The sequence below is a fragment of the Microbacterium sp. Se5.02b genome, from assembly GCF_019464375.1.
Taxonomy (GTDB): Bacteria; Actinomycetota; Actinomycetes; order Actinomycetales; family Microbacteriaceae; genus Microbacterium.
In genome coordinates, this window is the sequence record NZ_CP080491.1 from 1,691,789 (window position 1) to 1,708,149 (window position 16,361).

Consider the following 16,361-nt stretch of genomic DNA (forward strand, 5'->3'; position numbering starts at 1 on the left):
GATGCCCGCCCGTTCCGTGCGTGAGCCACAGTTCAGCGGGCCCGCCGAGAACCGGGGATGACGAGCGCGACCGCGGATAGCAGTGCGAGGCCGAGGAGCGCGGCACCGGTCGCGATGCCTGCGGGCGCCTCCGCGGCGACATCTTCGACGGGCGTCATCGTGGAGGCGACGGCGACCATGATGCTCACCCCTAGGGCGCCACCCAGCTGGTGAGCGACGTTCGCGGCGCCGGAGGCTGCCCCTGCGTCACGGGCTTCGATGCCGGCGACTCCTGCGGCCGTCAGCGGCGCGAACCCCAGTCCCTGACCGGCTCCCAGCAGGAGCATCGGCAGAGCCACCGCCGTCCAATAGGAGCTATCCGGGCCGATGAAGCTCAGCCACAGCATGCCGGCGAGCGTGACGGCCAGACCTACAGTGACGAGCGCGGTGTTCCCGAATCGTCTGGTGAGGCGAGGTACGAGCAAGGACAGGACGAACTGGACGACCGTCATGGGCAGGAACGCGATGCCTGCCTGCAGCGGGCTGAAGCCGAGGACGGTCTGCATGTATTGGCTGATGAAGAAGAAATAGCCGAAGATCGCACCGGCGAACGCCATTCGCGAGATGAAGGCTCCGCCCCGCACACCGCTGGTGAGGATCCGCATCGGCAGGATCGGCTGCGGCGCCCGCAGCTCGACGAGCACGAAGAGGACCAGGAGCGCGACCCCAACGGCGAGGAAGGTCAAGGCGGTGGCATCGTCCCAACCTGCGTCGGCAGTGCGGGTAACGCCGAACACGAGAGCAGCCATCCCGACCGTGGACAACAGCGCTCCGAGGACGTCGAAACGTCCGCTCAGGCGGGAGGTCTCCCGGATGTACACGATGGTGGCGATGGCGAGGGCGATACCGATGGGAACGTTGATGAGGAACCCGACCCTCCACGAGGTGAGGTCCGAGAGTACACCTCCGACGACGAGTCCGAGGCTCGCACCGATCCCCGCTGTCGACCCGTACGCGGCGATGGCCCTTGTGCGTTCGGGGCCCGCAGGGAATGCGCGGTGAGCAGGGCGAGCGAGGTCGGGGCGAGGATCGCGGAACCGACACCCTGGAGCGCGCGGGACGCAATCATCCACTCCGAGGTCGGGGCGACGCCGATGAGGAGCGATGCGACGGCGAAAATCGCCAGGCCGATGAGGAACGTTCGACGGCGGCCGACGATGTCACCGGCACGGGCGGCAAGGAGGAGCAGGCCACCGAAGACCAGAGCGTACGCGTTCTGCACCCACGAGAGTCCGCTGGTCGTGAATGACAGGTCCTCGCGGATGCGGGTCAGCCCCGTGAAGATGATGGAGTTGTCCAGCACAATCATGAAATAGCTCACCAGCACGATGGCGAGCACGGCTCCAGGGCGAGCCATTCGTGCGACGGTCGAGGTCGAGGGAGATGCCATGTCACCCATCAGAGCTCTCTACCGGTCGCGGTGGGAGTGACTACTTATCCGTGTAACGACAGTCACTCCCAGGGGGTGGTGGATCGTCGTAACGTCGATGCCATGACGAACACTCACCTCACCCTGAACAACGGCGTCGAGATGCCCGCACTGGGCTTCGGCGTCTTCCAGACTCCTCCTGACGAGACGGTCGAGGCTGTCGCTTCCGCACTCTCCACGGGCTACCGTCTCATCGACACTGCCGCCGCTTACGCCAACGAGCGCGGCGTCGGCGACGCAATCCAGGCGTCTGACCTCTCTCGCGACGATGTGTTTATCGAGTCGAAGGTCTGGATTAGCGACTACGGCTACGACGAGACGCTGCACGCGTTCGAAAAGAGCGCTCGCAAGCTCCAGGTCGACGTCATCGACCTCTTCATCCTCCACCAGGCTCTCCCCGGCGAGTTCGACAAGACCATCGCCGCTTACAAGGCGCTGGAGACCCTTCTCGCGGACGGCAAGGTCCGCGCCATCGGCGTGAGCAACTTCATGGTCGACCACCTCACCACACTGCTCGACCAGACCGAGATCGTGCCGGCCGTGAACCAGATCGAGGTGCACCCGTACTTCCAGCAGCGCGACCTGCAGGCGTTCGGGAAGGAGCACGGCATCTTGACACAGGCCTGGTCGCCCATCGGAGGCATCACGTCCTACCGCGGAGACGACTCGAAGAGCACCTTCAACGACCCGGTCATCATCGCCATCGCCGATGCACACGGCAAGTCGGCCGCACAGGTCATGCTCCGCTGGCACATCCAGAACGGCGTCCAGGCCATCCCCAAGTCCGTGAAGCCCGCTCGTATCGCGGAGAACTTCGACGTGTTCGACTTCGAACTCACCGACGACGAGATCGCTCGCATCGACGCTCTCGACACCGGCGTCCGCGGCGGCCCCGAGCCTGAGGCCATCACCCTCGAGGCGTTCGGCCGGGACATTCCGGAGAACTGACATGACCGCAACCGCCACGGTTCTCGTCGTGGGAGCTCGCCGAGAACTCGCCTTCGTGTGGGAAGACCTGAGCGGCCTCGGACATCTATCCCCACACGACCAGGAGGCATAGCGTGGCAGGCATGACGCTACGATCCGAGGTGAGCGAGTTCCTCGCCACGCGACGAGCACGTCTCACCCCGGAGCAAGCCGGCATCATCGGCGGAGGCCGGCGACGTGTCACCGGCCTGCGCCGCGAAGAGGTGGCCATGCTCGCCGGGATGAGCGTCGACTACTACGCGAGGATGGAACGCGGAAACCTGTCGGGCGTCTCACCGGAAGTGCTCGAGGCGCTCGGCCGGGCGCTCCACCTCGACGACGCCGAGCTCGCACACCTCCATGACCTCGCACGGAACGCCGCACCGAGCGGGGCGGCACGCAAACGCCCTCGGCCCGCAACCCCCGTGATCCGGCCCTCGCTCCAGCGTCTCCTCGACAGCATCAATGCGCCCGCCTACATCTCGAACGCACGCAAAGACTTCCTCGCCGAGAACGCCATCGGCCACGCCGTCTTCTCGCCGATCCTGGACGATGCCTCCAGCCAGCGCAACAACGCCCGCTTCACGTTCTTCAACCCCGCGGCGCAGAACTTCTACAGCGATTGGGAAGCCGGGGCGAACAGCATCATCGCGTCGCTGCGCATCGAAGCAGGACGCAATCCGCACGACAAGGAACTCACCGACCTCATCGGAGAACTCGTCACCCGCAGTGATGTCTTCCGCACTCGCTGGGCTGCGCACGACGTGCGCTTCCACCGCACCGGAAGCAAACGGATCCATCACCCCGACGTCGGCGACCTCGAGTTCGATTACGAAGCACTCGAGCTGCCCGCAGACGCGGGGCTCGTGATGTTCACAATGACCCCGACCGCAGACACGCCGACGGAAGAGCGTCTCCGCTTGCTGGGCAGCCTTTCAGCCATGCAGAGCACCCCTGCCGAGTAGTCCTGTCACGACCGGGCTTCGACGAGAAAAGCCGCCTGAACCAGGCGGCCTTTCTCGTGGTGAAGGGTCTGACTGACGTGTTCACGAACCGTCAGCGTAGAAAAACCCGATGTGCCCCCGACAGGAGTCGAACCTGCGACCTACGGTACCGGAAACCGGCGCTCTATCCACTGAGCTACGGAGGCGTACCGGTCGACAATATCACTCGTCGGGGGTGGTCTCCGACCCGCCTGCCTCGGTGACGGGTGCGACGCGCATCTCGTCGAGGGCTGCGGCGAGGCGCTCGGCCAGATACCGGTGGCCCTCGGTCGAAGGGTGCTTGCGTCCGACCTCGACGTCGATCACGGAGAGATAGTTCTCTTCGGTGATCCAGTCCTGGGCGATGGGGGAGATGTACCACCAGCCCCGTGCGCCGGCGAGTTCGCCGAGGTCGGTGTCGATGCGCGCCGTCGTCGCGCCCACCGGCAACTCGTGCGGGGCCGGACCGAGAACGACGATCGCGGCGTCGGGGTAGATCGCGGCGAGGGCGTCCCAGGCGGCGGTGACGGCTTCCCGGTAGCCCGCGGCGCCCTGCGCGCGGTCGTTGATGGAGCCCTGGATGATCACGAGGTCCGGGGAGAGCGAGGGGTCGAGGGCGGCGATGCGCTGTCCGAAGGTCGGTCCGTCGATTCCCGGCTTGAGGTACCCGCTCCCGCGCACGCCGTTCACGATCGTCTCGCCGCCGATCAGGTCAGCCAAGACGTAGGCATAGCCGAGGGTCGGCTCGGACGCAGCGGAGCCGTACGTCCAGGAGTCGCCGAACACCAGCACGGTGGGGTGCTCCGGAAGGGTGAGCGCCGCGGGAGCGATCGCTTCCGCAGCCGCGGTCACGCCGTCTGCGGCAGCCCCGACGGGTGCCGCGGAGGGGAGCGGAGTCCACGGCCGCCACATGCCGAGAACGCCCGCCGTGACGGCGACGAGCAGGGCGATGGCGACCCCTGCGGTGCGCAGTCGACGGTCGGGGGCGGAGGCCTTCATGGCTTGAGAGTAGATCACGGCGCGTCGATCGCGAATTCCGCGCGCCTCATGCCGTCGGATCCGGCTGTCCAGCCCCGTAAACTGGGGAGGCTATGAACCCCGAAACCCTCGCCGCCGCCGTCCTCGCCGTCCTCGCACCGATCGCCGAGGAACGACGTCCTGGCGTGCCCCTCGGCCTCGCCGCATCCGACGTCGTGCTGGAGCGCCCGCGCAACCGCGAGCACGGCGACTGGTCGTCGAACATCGCGATGCGCCTGGCGAAGCCGCTCGGCACGAACCCGCGAGAACTGGCGCAGCAGATCGCCGACGGCCTCTCGCAGGTCGACGGCATCGCCACGGCTGAGGTCGCAGGTCCCGGGTTCCTCAACATCCGTCTGGATGCCGCGGCCGCAGGCGCGCTGGCGAAGGTCATCGTCGATGCGGGCGAGGCGTACGGGACCAACGACTCCCAGGCCGGTCAGAGCATCAACATCGAATTCGTGAGCGCGAACCCGACCGGACCCCTGCACATCGGGCACACCCGGTGGGCGGCGCTCGGCGACGCGATCGCCCGCGTGCTCACCGCCTCCGGAGCGACGGTCGCGAGGGAGTACTACATCAACGACGCCGGCGTGCAGATGGAGCGCTTCGCGAACTCCGTCCTCGCCGCGGCCAAGGGCGAGCCCACGCCGGAGGGCGGCTACGCCGGCAGCTACATCGGCGACCTGGCCGCACGCGTGCTCGGCGCGCGCCCCGACCTGCTCGATCTGCCCGCCGAGGAGCAGGTCGTCGTCACGCGCGAGCTCGCCTACGGGTACCAGCTCGAGGAGCAGAGGCAGTCGCTGTCGAAGTTCAACGTCGACTTCGACGTCTGGTTCTCCGAGCGCACCCTGCATGCGAAGAACGCGCAGGGGGTGAGCCTCGTCGACCAGGCCGTCGACCGCCTTCGCGAGCAGGGCCACGTGTTCGACGACGAGGGCGCCGTCTGGGTGCGCACCACCGACTTCGGCGACGACAAGGACCGCGTGATCCGCCGGTCCAACGGCGAGTACACGTACTTCGCCGCGGATGCCGCGTACTACCTCAACAAGGGCGACCGTGGATTCGAGCACAAGCTGTATCTGCTCGGCGCAGACCACCACGGCTATGTGCACCGTCTCAAGGCGATCGCCGGCGCTGCGGGTGAAGACCCGGAGAAGAACGTCGAGGTCCTGATCGGTCAGCTCGTGTCGATCGGCGGCGCGCGCCTGAGCAAGCGCGCGGGGAACATCATCGAGATGGACGACCTGCGGGAATGGCTGGGCACCGATGCGCTGCGGTACTCGCTGGAGCGTTCCCCCGCCGACTCGCCGCTGGCCCTCGATCCCGAGCTGCTGCAGAAGCGCACGAACGACAACCCGGTCTTCTACGTGCAGTACGCGCATGCCCGCACGCACAACGTGGCGCGCAACGCCGCCGACTCCGGCGTCGATCGCACCGAGTTCGTCCCCGAGACGCTCACGCACGAGACCGAAGGCGCCCTGCTCGGTGCGCTGCAGGAGTTCCCGCGCATCGTGGCCTTCGCCGCGGAGGTGCGCGAGCCTCACCGCGTCGCCCGCTACCTCGAGGAGCTCGCGGGCCTCTACCACCGCTGGTACGACAACTGCCGCGTGATCCCTCAGGGCGATGACCCGATCGAGAGCGTGCACCGCACGCGTCTCTGGCTCAACGACGCGACCGGTCAGGTGCTGCGCAACGGGCTCGACCTGCTCGGTGTGAGCGCGCCGGAGCGCATGTAGTGCACGACGCCGTCTCCGGGCGTGCGGCAGGATGGCAGGCATGAGCGACGACAACCACACCCTGCCGTATCCGGACGCCTCGGCCGAGCATCCGACGCTCGTGATCCCCGGCTCCACGTCCGCTGCGGCCACGGACGCTGCGCCCCGGACGCGCCGTCGCTGGCCATGGGTGGTGCTGATCGTGGTCGTCGTGCTGGCACTGCTCGTCGTCGCGGCGGAGTTCATCGCGCGCGCCGTCCTGCCGGGCATCGTGCGGTCGATCGTGGTCGAGCAGCTCGACCTCCCCGCCGACCAGCAGTTGGATGTCGAGACCGAAGGCCTTCTGCTTCCGCAGCTCATCGGGGGCAGCCTGGACACGCTCCACCTCTCGACGGATTCCGTGACGCTGGAGGGGATCACCGGTGCGGCCGACGTCACGGCGACGGGCGTGCCGTTGCGCGGCGGCGATCTGGGCGGCGCGTCCGGCACGATCCGCATCGATCAGGAGGAGTTCACCTCGCTGCTCTCCGGCACCGATCTGCCGATCGAGTCGGTGGAGTTCGCCGCGCCGAACGCGACGGTCGGCGGGTCCATCGACGTGTTCGGATCGGCCGTTCCGCTGTCGCTGACCCTCACTCCCGGTGCTGTCGACGGTGACCTCGAGCTCACTCCGGTCGCGGCCAGCATCGGCGGGCTCGACATCGACCTCGACCAGCTCGGCTCGAATCTCGGTTCGCTCGGCGCGCGGCTCACCGAACCGCAGCGGGTGTGCATCGCCGATCAGCTTCCCGCAGGGCTCACCTTGACCGGACTCGAGATCGTCGAGGGGGCCGCCGTGATCGACATCGACGTCGACGGCGCGATCGTCACAGACGCCTCCCTTCAGGAGAAGGGCGTCTGCCCGAGCTGACGCCGTGCGAATCCCGGTCAGCGGGGGTCCGGGTGCGCGTCGAGGGCCGGCCCGAGATGAGCGGCGAGCCAGGAGGGACGTTGCAGCGGAATCCCGTGGCCGCACCCGTCGACGACCTCGAGCGCGCTGTGCGGCAGGTCTCGGTGCAGCGCTGCCGCTGAGCGCTTCATGAGGCCCTTCTCCTCGGCTCCGACGAGGATGGACGCCGCACCGGGAAAAGCCCGCCATCGCGGGGGAGGGGTGAACCGGAGATTCTCTTCGACCGTGCGCAGAAGCGTCTCCCGCGAGATGCCGGCCGAGGTCTGCACGTACTCCGCGACGAGCTCGTCGGGAACGAACAGCTGTCGCGCCTGCAGCCTCGCGAACCATTCCCGCCTCGCGAGGCCCGCCGTCGCCCCGAGGAGAGCGAGAGTGGGTCGAGTCGCCCGCATCGGCACGGCCTGCGCGCTCACGATGACGGCATGGTCGACCAGCCGCGGATGCGCGGAGGCGAGATGCACGGCCAACTGGGCTCCAAGCGAGAAGCCGACGACCATGGCGGGTCGCGCTTCGTCTTCGAGGAGTCCGGCGAGCGCGGCGGTGGTCTGCGCATGCGACACGTACGGCTCGTCTGCGCTGCGTCCGTGACCCGGGAGGTCCGGGATGAGGATGCGGTGCTCGTCGCCGAGGTGCGCGCGAAGGGGCTCCCACATCCACCCCGCGACACCTCCGCCATGGAGGAGGAGCACACGTCGGCCGTCGGTCGGCCCGTAGCGGGCGATGTGCATCGTCAGCTCCTCTCGAAGGTCTCGGCCATGCGCCCGATCGTGTCGATGGCGCGTTCGAGGTGTGCGGGATCCACGGGCCCGAGCAGGCGCGCGGCCGACAGCAGTCCGATCGAGGCACTGGACAACGCAAGGGCGAGGGCATCGACATCCACGTCGGCCACGATCTCCCCGCGGTTCTGCAGATCATGGAGCCACGCGACGACTCGTCGCTGCCGATCCCGGTAGCGGCCGTCCTCGACCGCGGCGACATGGTCGCCGAGCACTCCGCGATCGTCGAGGAACGCCGCGGTCATGAGGGCATCTTCGCTGAGCGCCCGTGCAGACGCTCGATACGCGGAACTGAGGCGGGGGTGGTCGCCCAGCTCGTCGCGCACCCGGGCGTTCATGCGCGCGGTGCCGCGCTGCAGGAGGGCGTCGAGGATGCCGCGTTTGCCGTCGAACTCGAGGTACACGGCGCCCTTGCCGATGCCCGCGTGCTCGGCGACGGCGGCGATGCTCATGCGGTCGAAGCCGTGTGCGAGCACCAGCTCCTCTGCCGCATCCAGGATGCGGTCTCGCCTATTCGGTACGCGGGGTCGGGGCATGATCGCCACTCCTCAGATGATCGAGCATCGCCGGGATGACGAGGTCGGGCCGGTCCCGCTGCACCCAGTGCCCGGCGCCGGGGACCTCGAGGATCGTGCCGGAGGGCAGCAGCTCGGCTGCGGTCTCGACGCGTGCGATCGGGACGCCGGTGTCACGGTCGCCGTGCACGAGCAGCACCGGTGTCTCGATCGACGACAGCCTGTCGGTGTAGACGGTGCGCAGACGGTTCCAGAGCACCTGATCGCGCTGCCATTCGCCGAAGACCTCCAGACCAGTGCCCGAGGCTGCTTCCGTGATCACGGCCTGCACGAGCGCGGGTGTCCGTGCCTGCGGGTTCCTGACGAGGTCTCGAAGCGCGCGCTCCATCGCGGCATCGTCGCGTGCGTACGAGCGTGTCAGCGCACCCAGCAGCCCCGACCGGAGCAGCAGGAACGACGACAGGTGGGTCGCCGGACCCAGGAAACCGTCCGCGAGGCGCGGCATCAGGCCGTAGCAGCCGAGGAGGATCGCAGCCCGCGCCCGCCCGGGCTGGTCGAGCAGGTGGCCGACGGTCATCCCACCTCCGAGCGAGAGTCCGGCGATCGCGTAGTCGGTGAGGTCCAGAGCGTCCACGAGCTCCGCGACGTGCCGGACGAGCTTCTCCTGGGTCAGCGCCCAGTGCGCGCGGGGACTCTGCCCGAAGCCGGGGTGGTCGGGCGCCACCGCGCGGTGTCCCGCGGCAGCGAGTGCAGGGCCGACCTCGCCCCACGAGAGCTCTGCGCTGTCGGCGCCGCCTCCGTGCAGCAGCAGCACCGGGACGCCGGTCTGTTCGGCCGGGAGCCACTCCAGGACGGACACGGTGGCATGCGGGAGGTCGATGCGCGAGCGCCGGGGTTCCATGACGGACATCCTCTCGTTGTGACCAGCATAGCCTGACTGGTCACAACAAGGACCCGGGTCAGGGTGCGTGCTCGTCCGCTGCGGCGCGCTGTGCGGCACGCAGCTCCGCCGTGGCGATACCGACCTCGGCCTCGGCGCGCTGCAGGCGCCGCTGAGCGAAGGTGGTGGCCGCGAAGCGCGCGTGCACCCGATCGGCCCTCTCCTCCTCGGCGGTCACGATGTACGCGCACGCGAACAGCATCACCTGTGCGGAGAAGTTCAACCAGATCAGCAGCGCGAGCAGCGACGCGAACGACGCGAGGAGCGGGTTGCTCGTGGCGCCGCCGACGAACAGCCCGGACAACTCCTGCAGGACGAGGAGCCCGAACGCGCCGAGCAGGGCGCCGGGCCACAGTGAGCGTGCGGGCGGACGCACTCCGGAGAGCAGCAGGAACACCCCGATGATGAGGGCCGCATCGAGGGCGAACACGATGAGCAGGGAGAGGGCGCGAACCGTCCAGGCGACCGCGGGGGAGTCCGCAGGGAGTCCGAGGGCGTCCGCGATCCACGCCACGCCGAGCTGCCCGACGAACGTGAGCGCCGCCGAGACGACGAACGCGAGTCCGATCCCCAGCGCCAGCGCGAGGTTGCGCAGGATCACCCAGATCCACAGGATGTCGTCCTGCACGGTGCCCGCGATAACCCGGACGGCGGTGCGGAGGGAGCCGATGGCGCCGAGTGCGGCGCGACGAGGGCGACCAGCGAGATGATGCCGGCGATCGACAGGGATGCGGGGGCGCGGAGGTCTGCGGGGTCGATCGCACCGTCCTTGCCGATGAGCCCAGGGACGGCGGACTGCACCGCTTCGACGATCGCGCGCCAGGCATCGGGGTTGCCCGCCAGCCACAGTGCGGCGAGCGAGAAGCCGAGCAGGACGCCGGCGAACACGCTGAAGAGTGCGCGGTAGGTCACGCTGTCGGCGAGTGCGGGACCGCGTTTCTCGGAGTAGAGCAGCGCGGCCCGCACTGGTCGCCTGGCGAGGGCCCAGGCGATGACCGGCGTCGTGATGCGCGCGATGAGGCCGGGCTTCGCCCGTGCGTCCGTTCGGGGGCTGTCGTCTCGTGTCTCGGTGTTCGCCACGCCCCCACCCTAGGAGCAGGGGAGGAGGCCATGCAGGGGCTTGACGCGGCGCGTCACCATGGCCAGGGCGATCGAGTCGGTGCCCTAGAATCGGGGTCAACCTCGATGTGCGCCCCCCGCCCGAGGTCCTTCCCACGATTGGTGACAAGTGCTTCTCCCTGCCGATTCGCTCGCTCCGGAATGGCTCGTCGTCCCCGAGGACGCGAACGATCTCGCCGACGGCGTGTGGCCGGCATCCGCGGTGCGCGACGACGACGGCGCCGTCGAGATCGCCGGTGTCAGCGCGACCTCTCTGGCTCGTACGTACGGCACCCCGTTGCTCGTGCTCGACGAGGAGGAGGTGCGCGGTCGAGCCCGTCGCTTCCGGGACGCGTTCGATCGGGCGGCGGCCGAGAACGGCACCACGGCGCAGGTGTACTACGCGGGCAAGGCGTTCCTGTGCACCACGATCGCGCGGTGGATGGTCGACGAGGGGCTGCGGGTCGACGTCTGCACCGGGGAGAGCTCGCCGTCGCCCTCGCCGCCGGCGTGGCGCCCGCATCGCTCGGGTTCCACGGCAACAACAAGTCGGTCGCCGAGCTCGAGCGTGCCGTCGAGGTCGGTGTCGGGACCGTCATCGTCGACAGTGCGATCGAGATCGAGCGCCTCGCGGCGATCACCGCCCGCACCGGGGCGACCCAGCGCGTGCTCGTGCGCGTGGTGAGCGGAGTCCATGCCGAGACGCACGACTTCCTCGCGACAGCCCACGAGGACCAGAAGTTCGGGTTCCCTCTCCGGGAGGCCGAGACGGCGGTCGCACGCATCCGCGAGATCCCCGGCCTCGTGTTCGCCGGATTGCACTGCCACATCGGTTCGCAGATCTTCGGCGTCGCGGGATTCCGTGAGTCGGCCTCGCGCGTCCTCGACCTCCACGCCGCGCTGCTCGCGCACGGCCCGGTCCCGCAGCTCAACCTCGGCGGCGGCTTCGGCATCGCCTACACGCGCGTCGACGACCCGACACCGATCGAGGACCTCGCCGGCGCCATCGTCAGCGCCGTGGCGGAGGGATGCGCCGCTCGGGGATCCCGGTCCCCGCCCTGTCGTTCGAGCCCGGCCGGGCCATCGTCGGCACGGCAGGAGTCACGATCTACGAGGTCGGCACGACGAAGGACGTGACCGTGGAGTCGGGGTCCGTCCGCCGGTACGTCAGCGTCGACGGCGGCATGAGCGACAACGCACGACCCGCGCTCTACGGCGCCGAGTACTCGGCACGCCTCGCATCGCGCGTCGGCACGGGTGAGCCGCGGCTCAGCCGCGTTGTCGGCAAGCACTGCGAGTCCGGCGACATCGTCGTCGACCACGAGTACCTGCCGGACGATCTCGTGCCAGGCGATCTTCTGGCGGTCCCTGCGACCGGCGCGTACTGCGCTCCGCTGGCCAGCAACTACAACCATGTTCCGCGTCCGCCCGTCGTAGCCGTCAGAGACGGTCGCTCGACGATCATCGTCCGCGGCGAGACGATCGACGATGTGCTGGCCCGTGACGCGGGCATCGACGGGGCCGACGCCCCGAGGGAGAACCAATGACCCACCTCCGAAGGAGCAACCATGACTGACTACCGACGACTTCGCGTGGCACTGCTGGGCGCGGGAGCGGTCGGCTCGCAGGTCGCGGCGCTCCTGCTGCGCCACGGCGCCGAGCTCGCTGACCGCGCGGGGGCCGAGCTGGAGCTCGCCGGCATCGCCGTGCGCGACGTGGATGCGCCGCGCGATGTCGACCTGCCCAAGGAGCTGTTCACCACCGACGCCGAATCTCTGATTCTGGGCGCCGACATCGTGATCGAGCTCATCGGGGGCATCGAGCCCGCGCGCACCAGCATCCTGCAGGCGATCGGCTCCGGTGCCGACGTCGTCACGGCCAACAAGGCCCTCCTCGCAACGCACGGCCCCGAGCTCTTCGAGGCCGCAGACCGCGTCGGAGCGTCCGTCTACTACGAGGCCGCGGCCGCCGGAGCGATCCCGATCATCCGTCCGCTGCGCGATTCGCTCGCCGGCGACCGCGTGGTGCGCATCATGGGCATCGTGAACGGCACCACCAACTACATCCTCGACCGGATGGACACGGAGGGAGCGGACTTCGCCGACGTGCTGGCCGACGCGCAGCGCCTGGGCTATGCCGAAGCCGATCCGACCGCCGACGTCGAGGGGTACGACGCCGCACAGAAGGCCGCGATTCTCGCGAGCCTCGCCTTCCACACGGCCGTGCCGCTGGATGCCGTGTACCGCGAGGGCATCACCTCGATCACAGCCTCGATGATCGAGGAGGCGCGCGCAGCGGGCTTCGTGATCAAGCTCCTGGCCGTGTGCGAGCGCATCGAGGCGAACGGTGCCGAGTCGATCTCGGTGCGCGTCTACCCCGCGCTCGTGCCGAACTCGCACCCCCTCGCATCCGTGCACGGCGCCAACAACGCGGTGTTCGTCGAGGCCGAGGCCGCCGGGTCCCTGATGTTCTACGGCGCGGGCGCCGGTGGCGTGCAGACCGCATCCGCCGTGCTCGGCGACGTCGTCTCGGCTGCTCGGCGCCACATCGCGGGAGGCGTCGGCGTCGGTGAATCCACGAGGGCGAACCTGCCGGTCGTCCCGATCGGACACGTGACCACGCGCTACCAGATCACCCTCGAGGTCTCCGATGCACCGGGCGTGCTCGCCACCGTGGCCGGGATCCTCAGCGACGGCGGCGTGTCGGTCGCCACTGTGGTGCAGACCGTCGAGGGGAGGACGAGCCGACGGCGCGCCTGATCATCGGCACGCACCGAGCGACCGAGCAAGCCCTCAGCGCGACCGTCGATGCTCTCGCCGACAGTGATGTCGTCGCCCGCGTGGTCTCGGTGCTCCGGGTGGAAGGCGAGTGACGATGGCCGCAGCCCTCGAGCCCACCGCGGGCGACACGGTCGAGGGGCGTACCGTCGAGGTCCGCGTGCCCGCGACGAGCGCGAACCTCGGCCCCGGCTTCGACACGTTGGGCCTGGCCCTCAGCATCTACGACACCCTCCAGGTCACGGCGCTCCCGGCGGGGGAGCTGCAGATCGAGGTGTCGGGTTCCGGTGCCGCTGAGATCCCGCGCGACGCGTCGAACCTCATCGTCCGCACGATCGCCTACGTGTTCGCCGACGCGCAGCGCCCGATGCCCGGACTCCGCATCGTCGCCGAGAACGGGGTCCCGCACGGTCGCGGGCTCGGTTCGTCCGGTGCCGCCGTGGCCGCCGGAGTGCTCGCCGCGAAGGGGCTGCTCGAGGGCGATGTCGAGATCGGCGACACCGACCTCCTCCGCCTGGCGACCGAGATCGAAGGGCACCCCGACAACGTGGCGCCCGCCTTGTTCGGCGGGTTGACGATCGCATGGATGTCGGAGCGCGGACCGCAGCACAAGAAGCTCCTCGTCCACCGCGGAGTCTCGCCGCTGGTGCTGGTCCCCGCCTATACGATGTCGACGTCGCAGGCACGCTCGCTCCAGCCGCCGCAGGTCTCGACCGCCGATGCCGTGTTCAACGTCTCCCGCTCCGCACTGCTGATCGCGGCGCTGATGCAGAGCCCCGAACTTCTTCTGGATGCGACCGCCGACAGGCTGCACCAGGACTACCGGGCGGGGGCCATGCCCGAGACGCAGCGGCTCGTGCAGGCGTTGCGAGCCGCGGGATTCGCCGCCGTCGTCTCCGGCGCCGGGCCGAGCGTGCTCGTGCTGGCGGACGGCCCTGGCAGTCGTCAGGACGCGGTCGAGTTGGCCGACCGGGTCACCGACACCCCGTGGGAAGCGCTCCTGCTCGCAGTCGACGTCCGTGGTGGTACAGTGGGGAATCGAGCGGAGGGCTCCACGTAACGACGTGAATCTGGCCCCATTGCAACTCTTGCAAGACCCGCACGCAAAACCCTTGAGGCACAAGTGCCGAGGCTGGCTGGCGCCGAGCGTCAGCCCGTGCGATCGTGCGCAGCACCCGTTGTGCGCGTTCAACGCTCATTCCCCATGACATATAAGGGAGTACTCGTGGAGAACCTCTCCGAGACCCAGAACGACCAGTCGGCTCCGGCCGCCGAAGCGCCTGCGGCCACTGCCGAGGCGAAGACCGAAGCCGCGCCGGCGCGCAAGCGCGCGCCGCGCCGCGCGAGCACCGCGACAGCTGCGGCGAAGGCGGAGAAGGCCGAGGCCGCCAAGGCCGCAGCGCCGGAGGCCGACAAGACCGAGCCGAAGACCGACGCCGCGCCGAAGACCGAGTCGGCCCCTGCCGCTGCGGCCGACACTGCGGAGGCAGCGCCCAAGGCGAAGGCACCGCGGCGTAGCCGGGCGAAGAAGGCCGATGCCGAGGCCCCGGCCGCAGAATCCGCGCCCGCCGAGGCACCCGCCGTCGACGCTGCTCCGGTGGAGGCAACTGCGGAGCCCGCGCCCAAGTCGACCGGCCGTGGCCGCCGTGGAGCCCAGAAGCCTGCCGCCGAGGCAGAGGCGACCCCGCGGCAGCACCCGCTGCCGATGCCGCATCGGAGTCGGCGCCTGCCGAGTCCGCCCAGAACAACGACGGTGGATCCGACTCCTCCGACGGTGGCGAGGAGCAGGGCGGCCGTGGCCGCAACCGCAACCGCAGCCGCAACCGTGGACGCGGCCAGAACGGTGCGACGCAGGAGCAGCAGCAGGCTCAGCCCGCCGCCGACGACGACCAGGCCGGCGGCAACAGCCGCAACCGCCAGCGCAACAAGCGCCGCAACGGCGCCCCGACCGACGAGTTCGACACCGAGATCGGCGAGGACGACGTCCTGATCCCGATCGCCGGCATCCTCGACGTGCTCGACAACTACGCCTTCGTCCGCACCACCGGGTACCTCGCCGGTCCCAGCGACGTCTACGTCTCGCTCGGCCAGGTGAAGAAGTACAACCTCCGCAAGGGCGACGCGGTCGTCGGCTCGATCAAGCAGCCGCGCGAGGGCGAGCAGCAGGGTCGGCAGAAGTACAACGCGCTGGTGAAGGTCGACTCGATCAACGGCCTGTCCGTCGATGACGCCGCCACGCGTGTGGAGTTCGGCAAGCTCACCCCGCTGTACCCGCAGGAGCGTCTGCGCCTGGAGACGGCTCCCGAGAAGCTGACCCAGCGCATCATCGACCTGGTCGCCCCGGTCGGCAAGGGACAGCGCGGCCTGATCGTCGCGCCGCCCAAGGCCGGCAAGACCATCGTCCTGCAGCAGATCGCGAACGCGATCGCACAGAACAACCCCGAGGTCCACCTCATGGTCGTGCTCGTCGACGAGCGCCCCGAAGAGGTCACCGACATGGAGCGCTCCGTCAAGGGCGAGGTCATCGCCTCGACGTTCGACCGTCCGGCCGAAGACCACACCACGGTCGCCGAGCTGGCCATCGAGCGCGCGAAGCGTCTCGTGGAGCTCGGCCGCGACGTCGTCGTCCTCCTCGACTCGATCACCCGCCTCGGCCGCGCCTACAACCTGGCGGCTCCGGCCTCCGGCCGCGTGCTCACCGGTGGCGTCGACGCGTCGGCGCTGTACCCGCCGAAGCGCTTCTTCGGAGCGGCACGCAACATCGAGAACGGCGGATCCCTGACGATCCTCGCCACCGCGCTCGTCGAGACCGGGTCCAAGATGGACGAGGTCATCTTCGAGGAGTTCAAGGGCACCGGCAACAGCGAACTCCGTCTGTCCCGCGCCCTCGCCGACAAGCGGATCTTCCCGGCGGTCGACGTGAACGCGTCGAGCACCCGTCGCGAAGAGATGCTGCTCTCGGCCGACGAGGTCAAGATCACGTGGAAGCTGCGTCGTGCCCTCGCCGGCCTCGACCAGCAGCAGGCTCTCGAGGTCGTGCTCGGCAAGCTGAAGGAGACCAACTCGAACGTCGAGTTCCTCGTGCAGATGCAGAAGTCGATCCCCACGCTCCCCTCCGGCGCGCACGGGCACGACAACAACATCCGCTGAGCGG

At 69.2% G+C, this 16,361-nt stretch carries 11 protein-coding genes, 1 tRNA gene and 4 pseudogenes; 8 read left to right on the forward strand and 8 right to left on the reverse strand.

Translation table 11 applies throughout. From position 1 onward, the window contains the following. Positions 1-32: 32 nt before the first annotated feature. A pseudogene (locus K1X59_RS08365) lies at positions 33-1,438 on the reverse strand (MFS transporter). A gap of 93 nt (positions 1,439-1,531) precedes the next feature. Here K1X59_RS08365 and K1X59_RS08375 point away from each other — a divergent pair. Together K1X59_RS08375 and K1X59_RS08380 are read left to right on the forward strand one after the other, a co-directional pair. After that, a complete protein-coding gene (locus K1X59_RS08375; RefSeq protein ID WP_183152460.1) occupies positions 1,532-2,416 on the forward strand; it encodes an aldo/keto reductase in 885 nt (294 codons plus the stop codon). Between the two features lie 122 nt (positions 2,417-2,538). Continuing rightward, complete coding sequence (locus tag K1X59_RS08380) at positions 2,539-3,399, forward strand: helix-turn-helix transcriptional regulator (RefSeq protein WP_183152461.1); 861 nt, start codon at positions 2,539-2,541, stop codon at positions 3,397-3,399. Between the two features lie 112 nt (positions 3,400-3,511). Here K1X59_RS08380 and K1X59_RS08385 read toward each other — a convergent pair. Continuing rightward, positions 3,512-3,584 (reverse strand) — tRNA-Arg (locus K1X59_RS08385). Between the two features lie 16 nt (positions 3,585-3,600). Beyond that, positions 3,601-4,416 (reverse strand): SGNH/GDSL hydrolase family protein, encoded by an 816-nt coding sequence (locus K1X59_RS08390; RefSeq protein WP_244632531.1) that lies wholly within the window; start codon positions 4,414-4,416, stop codon positions 3,601-3,603. Positions 4,417-4,508: 92 nt separating this feature from the next. Here K1X59_RS08390 and argS point away from each other — a divergent pair, with 92 nt between their 5' ends. After that, positions 4,509-6,173, forward strand: a complete 1,665-nt coding sequence (gene argS, locus K1X59_RS08395) for an arginine--tRNA ligase (RefSeq protein ID WP_183152463.1) — start codon at positions 4,509-4,511, stop codon at positions 6,171-6,173. 40 nt (positions 6,174-6,213) lie between these two features. Then, entirely contained in the window at positions 6,214-7,062 is an 849-nt protein-coding gene (locus K1X59_RS08400) for a DUF2993 domain-containing protein (protein WP_220174137.1), read from the forward strand. Between the two features lie 17 nt (positions 7,063-7,079). Here K1X59_RS08400 and K1X59_RS08405 read toward each other — a convergent pair whose 3' ends face one another. From K1X59_RS08405 to K1X59_RS21230, 5 genes are read right to left on the reverse strand one after another with little or no spacing between them, the layout of a single operon-like run. After that, complete coding sequence (locus tag K1X59_RS08405; RefSeq protein WP_220174138.1) at positions 7,080-7,829, reverse strand: alpha/beta fold hydrolase; 750 nt, start codon at positions 7,827-7,829, stop codon at positions 7,080-7,082. Between the two features lie 2 nt (positions 7,830-7,831). Then, the gene (locus tag K1X59_RS08410; RefSeq protein WP_220174139.1) at positions 7,832-8,413 is read right to left on the reverse strand and encodes a TetR/AcrR family transcriptional regulator; all 582 of its coding nucleotides are present in this window, start codon (positions 8,411-8,413) and stop codon (positions 7,832-7,834) included. Then, on the reverse strand, positions 8,388-9,293 hold the full coding sequence (locus K1X59_RS08415; protein ID WP_183152464.1) for an alpha/beta fold hydrolase: 906 nt from the start codon (positions 9,291-9,293) through the stop codon (positions 8,388-8,390). Before K1X59_RS08415 ends, K1X59_RS08410 begins: the two co-directional genes overlap by 26 nt. A gap of 58 nt (positions 9,294-9,351) precedes the next feature. Continuing rightward, positions 9,352-9,960 (reverse strand): YihY/virulence factor BrkB family protein, encoded by a 609-nt coding sequence (locus tag K1X59_RS21225; RefSeq protein ID WP_258567185.1) that lies wholly within the window; start codon positions 9,958-9,960, stop codon positions 9,352-9,354. Continuing rightward, a complete protein-coding gene (locus K1X59_RS21230; RefSeq protein ID WP_258567186.1) occupies positions 9,930-10,412 on the reverse strand; it encodes a YihY/virulence factor BrkB family protein in 483 nt (160 codons plus the stop codon). The genes K1X59_RS21225 and K1X59_RS21230 overlap by 31 nt, the downstream gene beginning before the upstream one ends. Before the next feature lie 148 nt (positions 10,413-10,560). Between K1X59_RS21230 and lysA the strand changes: the two are divergent. From lysA to rho, 4 genes and pseudogenes are all read left to right on the forward strand, one after another. Next, positions 10,561-11,977, forward strand: a pseudogene (lysA, locus tag K1X59_RS08425) (diaminopimelate decarboxylase). Positions 11,978-11,998: 21 nt separating this feature from the next. Beyond that, a pseudogene (locus K1X59_RS08430) lies at positions 11,999-13,302 on the forward strand (homoserine dehydrogenase). Positions 13,303-13,304: 2 nt separating this feature from the next. Beyond that, positions 13,305-14,267: a homoserine kinase gene (thrB, locus tag K1X59_RS08435; protein WP_183152465.1), complete on the forward strand. Its 963-nt coding sequence runs from the start codon at positions 13,305-13,307 to the stop codon at positions 14,265-14,267. A 144-nt stretch (positions 14,268-14,411) separates the two neighbouring features. Next, positions 14,412-16,357, forward strand: a pseudogene (gene rho / locus K1X59_RS08440) (transcription termination factor Rho). The last annotated feature ends 4 nt before the right edge of the window (positions 16,358-16,361 follow it).

Coding starts and splice junctions, on each gene's coding strand:
- K1X59_RS08375 (WP_183152460.1), top strand. CDS start 1,532: ATGACGAACACTCACCTCACCCTGAACAACGGCGTCGAGATGCCCGCA.
- K1X59_RS08380 (WP_183152461.1), top strand. CDS start 2,539: ATGACGCTACGATCCGAGGTGAGCGAGTTCCTCGCCACGCGACGAGCA.
- K1X59_RS08390 (WP_244632531.1), bottom strand. CDS start 4,416: ATGAAGGCCTCCGCCCCCGACCGTCGACTGCGCACCGCAGGGGTCGCC.
- argS (WP_183152463.1), top strand. CDS start 4,509: ATGAACCCCGAAACCCTCGCCGCCGCCGTCCTCGCCGTCCTCGCACCG.
- K1X59_RS08400 (WP_220174137.1), top strand. CDS start 6,214: ATGAGCGACGACAACCACACCCTGCCGTATCCGGACGCCTCGGCCGAG.
- K1X59_RS08405 (WP_220174138.1), bottom strand. CDS start 7,829: ATGCACATCGCCCGCTACGGGCCGACCGACGGCCGACGTGTGCTCCTC.
- K1X59_RS08410 (WP_220174139.1), bottom strand. CDS start 8,413: ATGCCCCGACCCCGCGTACCGAATAGGCGAGACCGCATCCTGGATGCG.
- K1X59_RS08415 (WP_183152464.1), bottom strand. CDS start 9,293: ATGGAACCCCGGCGCTCGCGCATCGACCTCCCGCATGCCACCGTGTCC.
- thrB (WP_183152465.1), top strand. CDS start 13,305: ATGGCCGCAGCCCTCGAGCCCACCGCGGGCGACACGGTCGAGGGGCGT.